This window comes from Anaerosacchariphilus polymeriproducens, from assembly GCF_003363435.1.
Taxonomy (GTDB): Bacteria; Bacillota; Clostridia; order Lachnospirales; family Lachnospiraceae; genus Anaerosacchariphilus; species Anaerosacchariphilus polymeriproducens.
This window is the reverse complement of record NZ_QRCT01000048.1, coordinates 1-14,495: the sequence shown is the minus strand read 5'-3', so window position 1 is coordinate 14,495 and position 14,495 is coordinate 1. Positions and strand designations below refer to the sequence as shown.

Sequence of the window (14,495 nt, the reverse complement as noted above, 5' to 3'; positions counted from 1 at the left end):
TATATAATACAGCTTGTTGAAAATATTGGCCCATCGCCAAACGGTAAGGCAACGGACTCTGACTCCGTCATTTCAAGGTTCGAATCCTTGTGGGCCAGCTGTCGACAAAAAAGATGCTTGGGATATGAACCGCAAGCATCTTTTTGGTTTTTAATTTAATTTGCATACAATTTGAAACAGGAAAGCAGCATTATTTTTTTTCAAGCAATGTTTTGTCATAATATTCTATTATTTCTTTAAGCCGAATCAATAAGGCTAAAAACACACCATTAGCAACGCCTTGCTGCCATACGGTGCCATGTGAACGTCCCATGATCACATATTTGGAAAAAATCCCTCTAAATACTTCAATATCATTTATAGTAGCTTTCTTGATAGCTTTTATTTCATCTTCAGAAGTTTTAACATTGTGGCGTCTATAAAAATATGGATAATTTTTATCCATGAATTTGGTTGTTTGTATAAGCTTAATAAACCTCATTAATGTTCCATCGTAAATTGGAATTGAAAAATTTATAGGAACTTTGCTGTCTCCTTTATAAGTAGACATAACATCATTTCCCGATTTTGTCTCAAGCCATGGGATATATGCAATTAAAAGGTCAATATCATTTTTATATTCAGCGATGATCTCAGATGGAATCTTTTGTTCTTTTTTGTCCATTATCGTTCCTCCGTAATAATAATTCTAAATTTGGTATTAAAATTCTTATACCTATTTTACCATAAAAAAATTGAGTTGCATATCCCTATAAAAATGGGGTAAATATTTTTAATACGATTAATTCCATTTATTGTAATCAATTATTAAGTGTGATACAATAACATTCAAATATAGAAATAAGTATTGCAGGAGCAAAACATGTATAGTTTAAAAAGCAGAGTACGTTTCAGCGAAGTTGATGCGAAAGAAAGGTTAACATTAAGCTCTTTAGTAAATTATTTTCAGGATGTAAGTACATTTCATTCAGAAGATGTGGGAGCCGGCCTTGATTACTTTAAAAAAAAGAAACTAGCTTGGATATTGAATTCCTGGCAGATAGTGATTGAATCTTATCCTAAATTAAGCGAAAGAATCGAAATCAGTACATGGCCTTACGATTTTAAAGGTTTTTACGGAAACAGAAATTTTGTAATCAAAAATGAAAAGGGGAAGAATTTAGCATATGCGAATTCTATTTGGGTTTTAATGGGACTTGAAAACAGGCATCCTGTTAAAGTTAAGAAAGAAATGGCTGCCATATATGGAGGTTTAGAAGAGAAATTTCCGATGAATTACAAAAAGAGAAAAATTAAACTTCCTGAAACATGGGAATGTTTGGAACCATTTCCTGTTCGTAAATACCATATAGATACGAATAATCATGTCAACAATGGACAATATATTCAAATGGCAAAAGAATTTATCCCAGATGATAAAACAATTTCTCAAATGAGGGCAGAATATCGTAGAGAAGCAGTTTTGGGAGACATTATAGTCCCCAAATTACATCAGGAAGAGAATGCATATATGATTTCCCTATGTGATGTAGAAGGAAAACCATACGCGATAGTTGCATTTGAATGTGAGGACTAAGTGAGGTAATTATGATAAAACTAGGAATGAAACAAAGATTAATTTGTACAAAATCAGTAGATTTTGGACTTTATCTAGCAGAGAAACAGGACTCTGAAGAAAGAGTATTACTGCCCAAAAAGCAGGTTCCCGAGGGAATGAAAACAGGGGATGAAATTGAAGTCTTTATTTATAAAGATTCGAAAGACAGAATAATAGCAACTACCAATGAACCTAAAATAGCTTTGGGTGAACTTGCAGTTTTAGAAGTTATTGAAGTTGGAAAGATAGGGGCTTTTTTAGACTGGGGTTTGGAAAAGGATCTGTTATTGCCCTTTAAAGAACAAACAAAAAGAGTACGTCAGGGTGAGAAATATCTGGTATCTCTTTATATTGATAAAAGCAATAGACTGTGTGCAACGATGAAGATCTATGATTTTTTGAGAAATGACTCACCATACAATAAGGATGATCAAGTGCAGGGAATCGTATATGAAATTAGCGAGGAATTTGGAACTTTTGTTGCGGTAGAAGAATTATATTCCGGTCTAATTCCAAAAAAAGAAGGAAATACGGGGTTGCAGGTTGGTGATATTGCAGAATTTAGAGTAACAAATGTAAAGGAAGATGGAAAATTGGATTTAAGTATTCGCAAAAAAGCATATTTGCAGATGAGTGAAGATGCGAAGACTGTTATGAATGCAATCGAAGAATATGCAGGAGTACTTCCTTTTAATGATAAAGCAGCGCCTGAGATTATACAACGTGAGTTGGGATTAAGTAAAAACGCATTTAAACGTGCGGTTGGAAAGCTGTTAAAGGAAGGAAAAATTGATATTTCAGATAAAACAATAATGAAGAAATGACAGTTTAAAATTTTGCAAATAATTAACTTAGGAGGATATATACATGAAAAAAATTATTACTACCAAAAAGGCTCCGGCAGCGATAGGACCATATTCACAAGCGGTTGAAGTGAATGGAATGATTTTTACTTCGGGTGTGATTCCGGTAATACCAGACACTGGAGAAATACCGAGTGGAGTTAAGGAACAAGCCGATATCGCAATTTCTAATTTGATATCATTGCTAGATGCAGCAGGAACGAGTGCCGATAAAGTAATTAAAACTACGGTATTCATAAAGAATATGGATGATTTCAGTGTAATTAATGAGGTATACCAGAAATATTTTACAGAAAATTTTCCTGCAAGATCATGTGTTGAAGTTGCAAGGCTTCCAAAAGATGTAATGATTGAAATCGAAGCCATTGCTGAGAAATAACCAAAGATAATTTATACTTGCATTTTATGCAGGTATTAAAATATAAGAAGCGCTGTATCTTTGTTTGAGGATTACAGTTGCCCGAAGAAAGGAGGTAATGTAAATGAAAGTTCAAAACATTTCCGATATTGAAAAATTTTTTAAAGTGGTAGATAGCTGTGTAGGAAAAGTTGAATTAGTAACAGGTGAAGGTGACAGACTTAATTTAAAGTCCAAACTTTCTCAATATGTTTCAATGGCTAAAGTTTTTTCAGATGGCCAAGTAGACGAGTTGGAAATAATTGCTTATGAAAAAGAAGATATTGACAAATTAGTGGCATTTATGATTAATGGCTAACTAAGAATAAGGCATGGCTTTTCCAAAAAGCCGGCCTTATTTCATGATTGGGGGTAAGAATGAGAACAACAAAAAATGCCGGTATTTTATTTTTAATTATTACAATTGTTTATATATTAGGAATTTTCACAATATTTAAATTAAATATGAATGGAATACAACTTTCAACGTATCTATTGTTATTAGTATCGCAAGGATTTATTGTGATACCTGGATTAATTTTTCTTCTGGTTACAAAGAGTAATCCTATACGATTGATACCGTACAGAAAAATAAAGATATCTAATTTATTATTAGTGGTTCTGATCACTTATTTGATGATTCCGCTTATGTCAACGATTAGTATGATCTCTCAATTTTTTGTTAAGGATGTTGCTTCTAAAGCTATTGGAAGTCTAATGGATGGACCATTTTTATTAAATTTTTTATTTATTGCTGTATCTCCAGCAATATTTGAAGAATTTATATTTAGAGGGATTATGTTTCATACAATGAGAAAAGCTAGTATAAAATATGCAGCTTTAATATCATCTATTATGTTTGGATTAGTTCATTTAAATTTTAATCAATTCTGTTATACTGTGTTCATGGGAGTTTTCTTTGCTTTATTAATTGAAGCGACAGGTAGTATTTATAGCTCAATGACAGCACATTTGATTATAAACGGTAATTCAGTCATATTGTTGACTGTTATAAATCTAATCATAAAAAAAGCAAATGAGTTGGGGCTTTCGACAGATCTTTTTTCAAAACAATCGGGTCAATCCTTACAATTTCATGATGGACTTTCAACGATTCAAATATTGATCAGTGTTGGTGTTTGGATTTTAATTTCTATAGGGACAGCCGTTCTTGCGGGCGTGGTGTTCATCGTTTTATGCAAACGATGTAATAGATGGGAACACGTTAAAAGTATTTGGAAAGAAGAAAAAAAGGAAAAGATAGTAACATTTCCATTAATTTTTGGAGTTTGTATTTGTATTCTGTTTATGTTTTTTAGAGAGTTTATAATATAAAAAAGAGCGATGGCAATAGCCGCCGCTCTTTTTTTGCATTCTGTTTGGAAATCGTATTCAAAATTTATATTGATATATCAATATTTGAACCGATATGAGGAGTTACTGATTGCTCCATAATTTTTTGCATTCCGTCTCCCATAGTTTCAATTAAATCGAGAGATTTACTTAGCATAGCAACTCCTACATCATTTTGAACATTGATTTGCCCCAAAGATGATAATAATGAAATATCCATAAGCAATTCCTCCTTGTAATAAAAATATATAACAAATTCCTGCAAATTTCAAGAAAAATATAAATAAAAATGCAGATAATTCAGTAAATAAAAAAGAAAAAAGACAAAATTCGTTGTAAAAGACTTTTAAAGAATTTTAATTGACATAGATAGAGTACTTTGTTATAATGAGTTTGTAATATAATTAATAAATTCGTAATAAATAAAAAACAATAAATATATAAATATTAATTGGAGGTAAGAATGAAGAAACATATAGTTAAAGTAGCAGCGTGTTGCCTGGTTGGGGGCGTAGTATTCACAGGATCAATGATAAGTACGAAAGCTGCCAGTGAAAAAGAAATGCTTCCAAGTGCTGGTGTATCTTTAGCATTTTCGGAATGCTATACGGCACCACAGAAAACGAAAGAAATTAAAAATTCAACAAAAAAAGAAGAACCTAAAAATACAAAAAAAGAAGAGAAGAAAAAAACCAAAAAAGTCAAATCTGAATATGCAGATATAGCAATTGCACAGGTTGATAATTATGTCAATGTAAGGGTTGAGGCAAACGAGGAAGGAGAAGTTGTTGGAAAACTTTATAATAACTCTGCTGCTACTATATTGGAAACAAAAGGTGATTGGTACAAAATTAAATCTGGTTCTGTAACCGGATATGTAAAATCAGAGTTTGTTGTTCGTAATAATGAAGAATTAGCAAAGTCAGTTGGTCACAGAATTGCTGTTGTTGATACAGAGACGCTCAGAGTTAGAAAAGATTCGAATGCTACATCTGATATCATAGGATTAGTACCACAAGAGGAAGAGCTTACTGTTACGGAAGAGAAAGATGGATGGGTCAAAGTTTCTATAGAGGAAGGAGAGGGTTATGTCTCTCAAGAATTTGTAAAATGTAAAACCTTTTATGTAACAGCAGAATCAAAAGAAGAGGAAGAAGCTAGACTTGCTAAAGAAAAGAAAGAGAGAGAAGAAGCTGAGAAAGCAGCACAGAAAGCATCAACTTCTAAATCATCTTCAAAGAATTCATCACAAGAAAGTTCAAGTTCTACATCTAAAAGTTCTGGAAGTGGATCTGGACAAGCAGTCGCAGATTTTGCTTGTCAGTTTGTTGGGAATCCTTATGTTTACGGTGGGACAAGCCTAACGAATGGAGCAGATTGTTCTGGATTCGTAATGAGTGTATATGCAAATTTTGGTGTTGGTTTACCTCACTCCTCAAGTGCTCAGGCTGGAGTTGGCTATGGAGTTAGTTATGACCAGGCACAACCGGGAGATATCATTTGTTATAGCGGACATGTTGGAATTTATATAGGTGGAGGACAAATCGTTAATGCAAGCAGTTCTGAAACCGGAATACGAATTCAAAGTGCTACATATAGAGAAATTGTTGCAGTAAGAAGAATTTTTTAAATATAGAGAGTGTTGCGCCATAGATGATTATTCATCTATGGCGCAACACTCTTTTTCATTAAAGGCAAAATGAAATAATAGAAAATAAAGTGAGTATACACAATGTATCCTAATAGAAAAAATGCATCATCTATATGGTATGTTAAAAGAAATGGAACATATACTATAGAGATGTTAGGTGAATTATGTTGTATTTTCATGAAAAATTTTGTTTATGTTTTTTTGAAATTTGTAAAAATAGCACTTTGCACAAAATGGAAAAAAATGAAGAAAAAACTTAACAAAATTTGTTAGATAAAGGAAAAAGTTATCCACAATAAAAAAAGCGTAATTTGCGAAAAAATGGAGTTATACACCGACTTATACACATTGTCCACAAAAAAAATGCAAAAAATAGTGGTTTACATAGAGAAAAATGGGAACTTATGTTTTGTGAAGATATAATAAAATCCACATTTCCACAAAAATAATGTGGAATACTATTGACATTTAAATATTAAAAAAAATGAAGAAATTGTAAAAAAAAGACAGATTTTTATAGAAACTATCAATACCTCACTTATGAAAGTAGTAGTTGAAAAAGCAAAATACATTTGTTATACTATCTGAATATATGAAAGGGAATACTCATAAATGGAGTGTTAATGGGCATAATGACCATAGGTGGGGTAATGAAAAAAAAGATTAATGTACTTGGATTAGATTTAGATAATTATTCAGTTAGAGAGTCTATATCAATGATCGATGCATATTTGAATGATAAAATTATGCATGTTGTAGGAATTGTTTTTATGGACTTGTTAATCCTTGCAGGTGAGGATGTTAAAGTGAAAGAATCGATAGAAAACCTGGATATGAAAATAATCGGGGATAAAGAGATTTTAGCTGTAGCAGGTATCACAAGGGGATTTAGAGTAAGAGAAACTGTTGAAAATGAATTTGTTATACGCTTCTTGGAAAAGTTATCTCATAAAAAATGTACAATATTTATATTGTGCAATACAGAGGAAGAATGTCAATTGTTTGAAAAATATCTAGTACAGAAGTTTCCGTCTTGTATTGTAGCTGCAAGTTATGATATTGAAAAATGTAAGAATGATTATGATGTGGTTGTTAATGAAATAAATATCATAGAACCGGATGTTGTTTTTGCAGCATTAGATTCTCCTGCAAGAGAATCGTTTATTTTGGAGCAAAAGAGTAAAATTAATGCTCGGCTTTGGTTTGAATTAGGAAGAAATATAAGGACAATTCTAACGACTAAGAAAGTGAGTGTTTGGTTTAAAGACTTTATTAATCGAGGTATTTTCCATAGAGTAGTATCAAAATATAAGAATGAGGAAAAATGATTATGCATCTATTTAAAAGTCATTCCAAATATAAAGATTATATTTATATGATTTTAGGAACAGGTCTAATGGCTCTGGCTATAAAATCAATATTTGATTCGGCGGGTCTTGTTACGGGAGGCTTTACCGGAATTGCAATTATTATAAAAAATATTACTGGGAATATTGTGAAAGGAGGGGTACCTTTGTGGTTTACCAACCTTTTACTCAATATTCCTGCTTTTTTTATAGGCTATAAGATAAAGGGAGCACATTATCTTAAAAGAACATTTTTTGCAACAATTGCACTTTCAATATGGCTATTTTTTTTACCAGCATTTCCAATATGTCAAGGTGATAATTTTTTGACAGTAGTTTTAGGCGGAGTGTTGACCGGTATTGGAGTAGGATTAGTATTAATGAGTCGTTCAACTACTGGTGGTACCGATTTTGTTTCAGCTTTAATACAACATTATAAGAAACATTATTCCATTGCTCAGATTTTACAGTTAATAGATGGCGCAATCGTTTTTGTAGGTATCTTTGTATTTGGAATTAATAAGGCACTTTATGCTTTAATTGTTATTTTCATAGTTTCAAAAGTAACGGATGGCATAATAGAAGGTGTTAAATTTTCAAAAGCAGCTTTTATAATTACAGAGAAAAAAGAAGAAGTATCAAAAGCTATTTGGGATAAAATAGCAAGAGGACTTACAAGTTTAAATGCTACAGGTGTGTATTCTGGAAATGAAAAAAATCTGTTAATATGTGTTGTATCGAAAAAAGAGATTGTTGAATTGAAGGAAATTGTTGTGAATGCAGACAGGAAAGCATTTGTAATTGTTAGTGATGTTAGAGAAGTTTTGGGTGAGGGATTCTTGGAAATGTAAATAGAAATAAAATATTGTGAATATTGTATACTGCTGAATGCTTGTCATGAAATATTAAAAAATACTAAAAAATGAGAAAATGCATAAAAAAATAACATTTCCTCTTTCCTTTTTTGTAGTTTTGCATTAAAATACAAGTTAGGGTGGTTTTTTTAGCAAAAAAAAAGGTTACTTTATTTTGTGAAAGTTGTATAGCAGAAAACACAATAGAAGGAGTGTGGGTAATGATTTCAAATCAGATACTTCAAAATACCATTGATGGATTAAAAGGAATAACTAGAATTGACTTATGTATTATTGATGTAGAAGGAAAAGTGTTAGCGACTACATTTTCAGAGGCTGATAATTTTACTGAACCGGCTATAACATTTATAGATTCGCCAGCTGATTCCCAGGTAGTTCAGGGATATCAATTTTTTAAAGTATTTGAAGAACAGCAGTTAGAGTATGTTTTAGTTGCAAGTGGCGGCAGTGATGATGTTTATATGGTTGGTAAAATTGCAACATTCCAGATTCAGAATTTGATTGTTGCGTATAAGGAACGTTTTGATAAAGACAATTTTGTGAAAAATCTATTATTAGATAATCTTTTATTGGTTGATATTTATAATCGCGCAAAGAAATTACACATTGATACAGAAGTAAGAAGAGTGGTTTTTATTTTAGAAACCCATAGGGAGAAAGATGGGAATACTTTAGAAAAAGTAAGAAGTCTCTTTGGTGGAAAAACAAAAGATTTTATAACAGCAGTAGATGAAAAGAATATTATTGTTGTTAAGGAATTAAATCATGATGATGGCTATGATGAAATGAATAAAATAGCTGAAATGATTTTAGGTGCATTGGTTAATGAGAAGAAAGGTGATGTTCATATAGCTTATGGTACCATTGTGAATGAAATTAAAGAGGTCTCAAGGTCATATAAAGAAGCAAGAATGGCTTTAGATGTAGGTAAAATATTCTTTGAAGAAAGAGATATTATAGCTTATAGTACATTGGGAATTGGCAGGCTAATTTATCAATTACCTATACCTTTATGCAGAATGTTTATAAAAGAGATATTTGACGGTAAATCTCCGGACGATTTTGATGAAGAGACATTAACAACAATAAATAAATTTTTTGAAAATAGCTTAAATGTTTCTGAAACATCAAGGCAGTTATATATCCATAGAAATACATTGGTTTATCGTTTAGATAAACTGCAAAAAAGTACAGGTTTGGATTTACGTGTTTTTGAAGATGCGATTACATTTAAGATAGCTCTAATGGTAGTTAAGTACATGAAATACATGGAATCACAAGACTTTTAGACTATAATTGTTTGTTTGAACATAATATAAAATGATTAGGGTATTTAAGAAATAGGACAGATTTTGACTTAGCCATCAAAATTAGTCAGTGTATATTTATTTTAGTAATAACAAAAGGGAAATGATAACAGGAGGCTGAGATGATAAAACTAGAAAATGTAAGTAAAGAGTATATGACAGGAATGCCTGCTTTGAACAACGTAAGCTTACATGTACGAAAAGGAGAATTTGTATTTGTTGTTGGAAATAGTGGTTCTGGAAAATCAACATTGGTTAAATTACTTCTTAAAGAATTAGAACCAACGGAAGGTGAAGTGATTATAGATAATGTTCATTTAAAAAGGCTGACTCATAGACAGATACCCAAATTCAGAAGAAATATAGGTGTAGTATTTCAAGATTTCCGTTTATTAAAAGATAGAAATGTGTATGAAAATATTGCTTTTGCGCAAAGAGTCATTGAAACACCGACAAGGTATATTAAACGAGATGTACCGGCCATGTTGTCAATGGTAGGTCTGGCAGAGAAATACAAATCTTTTCCGCGTCAGTTATCAGGGGGTGAACAGCAAAGGGTTGCATTGGCAAGAGCATTAGTGAATAAACCTAAGATATTATTAGCGGATGAGCCTACAGGAAATCTAGACCCGAAGAACTCATGGGAGATTATGAAGCTATTAGAAGAAATAAATCAACAGGGGACGACCGTTTTAGTAGTTACACATAATCGTGAGATTGTAAATGCGATGAAGAAAAGGGTTATTACTATGAGGAAAGGCGTCATCGTTAGTGACGAGAAACAAGGTGGTTATTACGATGAGGATTAGTACAATTTATTATTGCCTGAAACAAGGAATAAAAAACATTTTTCGTAATAAAATGTTTTCGTTAGCATCCATAGCGACTATGTCAGCGTGTATTTTTTTATTTGGAATATTTTTTGCTGTTGTAGTTAATTTTAAACATATAGTGAAAGAAGCACAGACAGGAGTTGCGGTAACTGCATTTTTTGATGAAGGAATTAAAGAAGACAAAATAAATCAAATAATTGAGTTGGTAAAAAAACGTGCAGAGGTTGATCATGTAAATTATGTATCCGCTGAAGATGCGTGGAAAAAGTTTCAAGAGGATTATTTTAAAAATGCGAAAGAATTAGTGAAAGGATTTCAAAATGATAATCCGCTGAAAGATTCAGCGAACCTTGAAATTTATTTAAATGATATTTCCATGCAGAAGGATTTAGTTACTTTTCTACAGTCTATAGATGGAATTAGACAAATTAATAAATCAGAGTCAACAGCAGAGACTTTATCAAATTTTAATGTATTGATAGGTTATATATCTGCAGCAATTATTTTAATTTTGTTGGCAGTATCTGTATTTTTAATTGGTAATACAGTAACAATCGGTATATCAGTTCGAAAAGAAGAAATTGGAATTATGAAATTAATAGGTTCTACAGACTTTTTTGTAAGAGCACCTTTTATTGTAGAAGGTATAATAATAGGACTGTTAGGCTCTATATTTCCACTGTTCATCTTATATTTTATATATAACGAGGCAATACAGTATATCATGCAACGATTTAATATTTTGGTTAAACTTTTACAATTCTTACCTGCGGAAAAGGTATTTTCAACATTGATACCAACAGCTTTGATTTTAGGGGTCGGAATTGGATTTATTAGTAGTTTTACTGTAACGAGAAAACATTTAAAAGTTTAATAAACAGATTAAGACAAAGGCGGCGTAAATTCAGTTTACGCCGTTAAGTTGATTATAAAAGATAGGAGTAAAGGAATGTTTGGTGAAAATAACTTAAATAATAACATGCAGGATAATATGAAGGGAACAATAGAAAAGAACAAGCGATGGGGTAAATTCATTTTTGGCTTTGTGACCGGATTTGCAACAGCAATCCTTATTGTAATTGGACTTAATTTACAAGTAGCCAACAAATTTCAACTAAATTCTAAATCAGCAACCAGTTCAAAAGCTGAAAAAAGTAAAGAAAGTATCGATTTCACGGCAGTTGAAAATAAAGTAAATACCATTCAGCAGTTAATAAATAGGTTCTACTTAAATAAGATTGATTATGATAAGATGGAATCAGGAATTTATAGCGGATTAGTATCTAGTTTGGGAGATCCTTATTCAACCTATTATACAAAAGATGAATTTGATTTGTTAATGGAATCAACCAAAGGAACCTATTCTGGTATTGGCGCATTATTAAGCCAGGATCCAAAGACTGGTATTGTAAGTATTATAAAAGTCTACGAGGGTACACCTTCTGAAGAAGCAGGATTGCATGAGGGCGATATGATTTATAAGGTAGATGATATCGAAGTAACAGGTATGGATTTGGCGGAAGCAGTTACACATATTAAGGGGAAAGAATCTTCAAAAGTGCACTTAACAATTGCACGCGAGGGTGAATCTGATTATCTACAGTTTGATGTTGAAAGACGAAAAATCAATGTACCAACAGTAATCTCCAAAATGATGGATGATAAAGTTGGTTATATTGCAGTCAGTGAGTTTGATGAAGTGACCTATGATCAATATACAAAAGCGTTAGACCAATTAATTGATGATGGAATGAAAGGTCTGGTTATAGATTTAAGAAATAATCCGGGAGGAAATTTAGATATCGTTTGCAAAATGGTAGATGAAATCCTTGGAAAAGGTCTTATTGTATATATTGAAGATAAAAATGGTAAAAGAGAAGAATTTAAATCAGATGCGAATAATAAACTGAAAGTTCCTTTAGCAGTATTAATAAACGGAAATAGTGCAAGTGCTTCTGAGATTTTTGCAGGAGCAGTGAAAGACTATAAAATAGGTACTTTAGTAGGAACCAAAACATTTGGTAAAGGTATTGTACAGCAATTGATTGATCTTAAGGATGGCAGTGCTTTGAAATTGACGATAGCAAGCTATTTTACCCCAAGTGGAGTTAATATTCATGGAGTAGGAATTAAACCGGATGAAGAAGTGGAATTGAGTGAAAGTGCTAAAGAAGATAAGGTGATAAAACCAGAAGAAGATAACCAACTTCAAAAAGCAATTGAGATTGTCACACAATAAAATTGATAAAAAAGGTGCGGAATTAATCTGCACCTTTTTCGTTCATGAGATTGTGTCTTAAGATTTGGTATGTTAGAATAAATAATAAAATAGTAAAGGGGATTTATTATTATGGAATGTAGTTCAATTATATTATTTTTTATCATTCTATTAGTTATTAATAGTTTAATTAAGAAGAGCAAAAATGAAGGAAAAAATGCAAAAATTCCTAGACCAAAAATAGACTATACAAATCAGAAACCAGTATCTGCAAAAAATAATTATAAAAAGAAAAAACCGGCAAATAATTATAAAAAGAAAGAATCTCTGAATAATAATAAATATAAGGATAACAAAGAGAAGATAAATGAATATAATTATTCTGAACTAACTATTAATAACAATGTAGAAGGAAATAATCATGAGGATTTGATTCAATTGCAAAAATGGGAAACGGATATAGAATTTCCCGACGTTTTATTTGCTGGATTAAATTATATGGATGTTCCAGACACATTACCTGATTTTGAAATGCCCAATTTAAATTATGAGAACTTTGAGCTTGGGACAAGGAGCGAGGTACATGAAAAGTGAACAAATCAGACCTGGTGTATTATGTAGACATTTTAAGGGAAAACTATATCAGATAATAGGGAAAGCAAAAGATACGGAGACTAGTGAAAGTGTTGTAGTATATCAAGCATTGTATGGAAAGTATCAATTGTTTGTAAGACCTGTTTCTTCTTTTGTTAGCAAAGTAGATAGAAAAAAATATCCAAAGTGTAAACAAGAAGATCGTTTTGAGCTAGTTGAGAGAAAAAACTTGAGAGTAGAAACGGATGATAAAGAAAAGGGAAAAATAGAAACGGAAAGCAAAATATTAGAAATGAATATAGCCGAAGAAATTCAATACGAAAAACAGGAAGAAAATCAAGATGAAAGAATTAATCCTCATTTACTGGCATTTTTAGAAGCAGAAACTTATGAAGAAAAGCTGGCAGTACTAACAGCGGCCAGAGCAGATATGGATGATAAGCTTTTAAATGGAATGGCGATATCGTTGGATGTAGTAATACCCGAAGGCGAAATTAGAGACCGATTTATTGGGTTTAAAAATTGTTTGGAAACTTTTCGAAAATATGAAGGAAATCGGTTTTCGAGGTAATTATAGAATACAATAAGTTAATTATAAGAAATGAGGCGATTTTATGAGTACAGAAAAGAAACAAGGAACTGCGAAACCATTGGCGACTACTGCTGCAAAACCTGCAAAAAAGTCGGCAGGCAAAGAGTCTAAAACAAAATCCAAGACTGCCAAAATTGCATTTTATATTCAGTATGAAGGAAAAGAAATTAATTATGATGATATGGTAAAACAAGTAAAAGAAGTATGGGTCTCGCAAGGAAATAAAATAAGTCATATTAAGACTTTGGATATATATGCGAAACCTGAAGAGATGATGATTTATTATGTAATTAATGAAGAATTTAGTGGAAGTATTCCAATGTAAGAGTTTTATAAAGGTTCCAATAAAAGCGAGAAAGCAGTTGGCATTTCTCGCTTTTTATTTTAGAGAACTAATTATTTTTTTTACTTAATGTACTGTTATGGTATTGTGAAGAATAAGTGACATCTTCACCAAACCAGGAGGGTGGACTGAAAGAATTCGCTTGCTGTTCAGTTTCAAATTCTATTTCTGCTAAAATAAGAGGTTCATGGATGCCATGAAAGATATCCAACTCAATTTTTAGTGAAGCCTCTATGGGAATCAAATAGCGGGTTTTAGAAATCATATGACCATCTGCTTTTTTACGTAAATGCAGGTAAGCTTCTTTGGTCAGCGGTAAATTAACTTCTTCTCTGGATAAAAATCCTTTGGATTTATACGTAAGAAAATAATCATTGTTTTGTTGGCGTATACGGACGACAGGATCGGTACAAAGATATCCTTGCTCGATGGTTAAAGCTTCGTACTGATTCAAATTCGAAGGTAATTGGTTAATCAGAAATTTTCTTTCTATTTCCATAAATAGGTCCTCGTATTATAAAGTAGT

At 31.7% G+C, this 14,495-nt stretch carries 18 protein-coding genes and 1 tRNA gene; 16 read left to right on the top strand and 3 right to left on the bottom strand.

Features of this window, described 5'->3' with window-relative positions:
* Positions 1 to 26 precede the first annotated feature (26 nt).
* Positions 27 to 98: transfer RNA gene (locus tag DWV06_RS13055), tRNA-Gln, on the top strand.
* A gap of 92 nt (positions 99 to 190) precedes the next feature.
* On the opposite strand, the gene DWV06_RS13050 is transcribed toward DWV06_RS13055, so the two are convergent.
* Positions 191 to 664, bottom strand: a complete 474-nt coding sequence (locus DWV06_RS13050; protein ID WP_115482629.1) for a DUF6508 domain-containing protein — start codon at positions 662 to 664, stop codon at positions 191 to 193.
* A 198-nt stretch (positions 665 to 862) separates the two neighbouring features.
* On the opposite strand from DWV06_RS13050, the gene DWV06_RS13045 reads away from it, so the two are divergent.
* The 5 genes from DWV06_RS13045 (at position 863) to DWV06_RS13025 (ending at position 4,192) form a co-directional block, all read left to right on the top strand.
* Entirely contained in the window at positions 863 to 1,576 is a 714-nt protein-coding gene (locus DWV06_RS13045; protein ID WP_115482628.1) for an acyl-[acyl-carrier-protein] thioesterase, read from the top strand.
* Between the two features lie 11 nt (positions 1,577 to 1,587).
* On the top strand, positions 1,588 to 2,421 hold the full coding sequence (locus tag DWV06_RS13040; protein WP_115482627.1) for a CvfB family protein: 834 nt from the start codon (positions 1,588 to 1,590) through the stop codon (positions 2,419 to 2,421).
* Positions 2,422 to 2,464: 43 nt separating this feature from the next.
* Positions 2,465 to 2,839, top strand: coding sequence for a RidA family protein (locus DWV06_RS13035; RefSeq protein WP_115482626.1), 375 nt, complete (start codon positions 2,465 to 2,467; stop codon positions 2,837 to 2,839).
* 103 nt (positions 2,840 to 2,942) lie between these two features.
* Entirely contained in the window at positions 2,943 to 3,176 is a 234-nt protein-coding gene (locus DWV06_RS13030) for a polya polymerase (RefSeq protein ID WP_115482625.1), read from the top strand.
* A gap of 59 nt (positions 3,177 to 3,235) precedes the next feature.
* Positions 3,236 to 4,192: a CPBP family intramembrane glutamic endopeptidase gene (locus tag DWV06_RS13025; RefSeq protein ID WP_115482624.1), complete on the top strand. Its 957-nt coding sequence runs from the start codon at positions 3,236 to 3,238 to the stop codon at positions 4,190 to 4,192.
* A 64-nt stretch (positions 4,193 to 4,256) separates the two neighbouring features.
* On the opposite strand, the gene DWV06_RS13020 is transcribed toward DWV06_RS13025, so the two are convergent.
* Positions 4,257 to 4,430, bottom strand: a complete 174-nt coding sequence (locus DWV06_RS13020; RefSeq protein ID WP_115482623.1) for a YjfB family protein — start codon at positions 4,428 to 4,430, stop codon at positions 4,257 to 4,259.
* A gap of 243 nt (positions 4,431 to 4,673) precedes the next feature.
* Here DWV06_RS13020 and DWV06_RS13015 point away from each other — a divergent pair, with 243 nt between their 5' ends.
* From DWV06_RS13015 to DWV06_RS12965, 10 genes are all read left to right on the top strand, one after another.
* Positions 4,674 to 5,840, top strand: coding sequence for a C40 family peptidase (locus DWV06_RS13015; protein WP_115482622.1), 1,167 nt, complete (start codon positions 4,674 to 4,676; stop codon positions 5,838 to 5,840).
* A gap of 671 nt (positions 5,841 to 6,511) precedes the next feature.
* The gene (locus DWV06_RS13005; RefSeq protein WP_162300640.1) at positions 6,512 to 7,189 is read left to right on the top strand and encodes a WecB/TagA/CpsF family glycosyltransferase; all 678 of its coding nucleotides are present in this window, start codon (positions 6,512 to 6,514) and stop codon (positions 7,187 to 7,189) included.
* Positions 7,190 to 7,191: 2 nt separating this feature from the next.
* On the top strand, positions 7,192 to 8,058 hold the full coding sequence (locus tag DWV06_RS13000; RefSeq protein ID WP_115482712.1) for a YitT family protein: 867 nt from the start codon (positions 7,192 to 7,194) through the stop codon (positions 8,056 to 8,058).
* A 224-nt stretch (positions 8,059 to 8,282) separates the two neighbouring features.
* Entirely contained in the window at positions 8,283 to 9,371 is a 1,089-nt protein-coding gene (locus DWV06_RS12995; protein ID WP_115482619.1) for a PucR family transcriptional regulator, read from the top strand.
* Positions 9,372 to 9,511: 140 nt separating this feature from the next.
* Positions 9,512 to 10,198: a cell division ATP-binding protein FtsE gene (gene ftsE, locus DWV06_RS12990; protein WP_115482618.1), complete on the top strand. Its 687-nt coding sequence runs from the start codon at positions 9,512 to 9,514 to the stop codon at positions 10,196 to 10,198.
* The gene (gene ftsX / locus DWV06_RS12985; protein ID WP_115482617.1) at positions 10,188 to 11,096 is read left to right on the top strand and encodes a permease-like cell division protein FtsX; all 909 of its coding nucleotides are present in this window, start codon (positions 10,188 to 10,190) and stop codon (positions 11,094 to 11,096) included. The genes ftsE and ftsX overlap by 11 nt, the downstream gene beginning before the upstream one ends.
* 75 nt (positions 11,097 to 11,171) lie before the next feature.
* A complete protein-coding gene (locus DWV06_RS12980; protein ID WP_235828963.1) occupies positions 11,172 to 12,461 on the top strand; it encodes a S41 family peptidase in 1,290 nt (429 codons plus the stop codon).
* A 111-nt stretch (positions 12,462 to 12,572) separates the two neighbouring features.
* Positions 12,573 to 13,034 (top strand): hypothetical protein, encoded by a 462-nt coding sequence (locus DWV06_RS12975; protein WP_115482616.1) that lies wholly within the window; start codon positions 12,573 to 12,575, stop codon positions 13,032 to 13,034.
* Entirely contained in the window at positions 13,024 to 13,605 is a 582-nt protein-coding gene (locus DWV06_RS12970; RefSeq protein ID WP_162300639.1) for a DUF1653 domain-containing protein, read from the top strand. Before DWV06_RS12975 ends, DWV06_RS12970 begins: the two co-directional genes overlap by 11 nt.
* 43 nt (positions 13,606 to 13,648) lie before the next feature.
* Complete coding sequence (locus DWV06_RS12965; protein WP_115482614.1) at positions 13,649 to 13,951, top strand: DUF6465 family protein; 303 nt, start codon at positions 13,649 to 13,651, stop codon at positions 13,949 to 13,951.
* A gap of 67 nt (positions 13,952 to 14,018) precedes the next feature.
* Here DWV06_RS12965 and DWV06_RS12960 read toward each other — a convergent pair whose 3' ends face one another.
* Entirely contained in the window at positions 14,019 to 14,468 is a 450-nt protein-coding gene (locus DWV06_RS12960) for a CYTH domain-containing protein (protein ID WP_115482613.1), read from the bottom strand.
* Positions 14,469 to 14,495 lie beyond the last annotated feature (27 nt).

Bases quoted from the DNA above. Each gene is read 5' to 3' on its own strand.
- DWV06_RS13030 (WP_115482625.1), top strand. From the start codon at position 2,943: ATGAAAGTTCAAAACATTTCCGATATTGAAAAATTTTTTAAAGTGGTA.
- DWV06_RS12960 (WP_115482613.1), bottom strand. From the start codon at position 14,468: ATGGAAATAGAAAGAAAATTTCTGATTAACCAATTACCTTCGAATTTG.
- DWV06_RS13040 (WP_115482627.1), top strand. From the start codon at position 1,588: ATGATAAAACTAGGAATGAAACAAAGATTAATTTGTACAAAATCAGTA.
- DWV06_RS12980 (WP_235828963.1), top strand. From the start codon at position 11,172: ATGTTTGGTGAAAATAACTTAAATAATAACATGCAGGATAATATGAAG.
- DWV06_RS13050 (WP_115482629.1), bottom strand. From the start codon at position 664: ATGGACAAAAAAGAACAAAAGATTCCATCTGAGATCATCGCTGAATAT.
- ftsX (WP_115482617.1), top strand. From the start codon at position 10,188: ATGAGGATTAGTACAATTTATTATTGCCTGAAACAAGGAATAAAAAAC.
- ftsE (WP_115482618.1), top strand. From the start codon at position 9,512: ATGATAAAACTAGAAAATGTAAGTAAAGAGTATATGACAGGAATGCCT.
- DWV06_RS13045 (WP_115482628.1), top strand. From the start codon at position 863: ATGTATAGTTTAAAAAGCAGAGTACGTTTCAGCGAAGTTGATGCGAAA.
- DWV06_RS12970 (WP_162300639.1), top strand. From the start codon at position 13,024: ATGAAAAGTGAACAAATCAGACCTGGTGTATTATGTAGACATTTTAAG.
- DWV06_RS13020 (WP_115482623.1), bottom strand. From the start codon at position 4,430: ATGGATATTTCATTATTATCATCTTTGGGGCAAATCAATGTTCAAAAT.
- DWV06_RS12965 (WP_115482614.1), top strand. From the start codon at position 13,649: ATGAGTACAGAAAAGAAACAAGGAACTGCGAAACCATTGGCGACTACT.
- DWV06_RS13025 (WP_115482624.1), top strand. From the start codon at position 3,236: ATGAGAACAACAAAAAATGCCGGTATTTTATTTTTAATTATTACAATT.
- DWV06_RS13015 (WP_115482622.1), top strand. From the start codon at position 4,674: ATGAAGAAACATATAGTTAAAGTAGCAGCGTGTTGCCTGGTTGGGGGC.
- DWV06_RS12975 (WP_115482616.1), top strand. From the start codon at position 12,573: ATGGAATGTAGTTCAATTATATTATTTTTTATCATTCTATTAGTTATT.
- DWV06_RS13035 (WP_115482626.1), top strand. From the start codon at position 2,465: ATGAAAAAAATTATTACTACCAAAAAGGCTCCGGCAGCGATAGGACCA.
- DWV06_RS13005 (WP_162300640.1), top strand. From the start codon at position 6,512: ATGAAAAAAAAGATTAATGTACTTGGATTAGATTTAGATAATTATTCA.
- DWV06_RS13000 (WP_115482712.1), top strand. From the start codon at position 7,192: ATGCATCTATTTAAAAGTCATTCCAAATATAAAGATTATATTTATATG.
- DWV06_RS12995 (WP_115482619.1), top strand. From the start codon at position 8,283: ATGATTTCAAATCAGATACTTCAAAATACCATTGATGGATTAAAAGGA.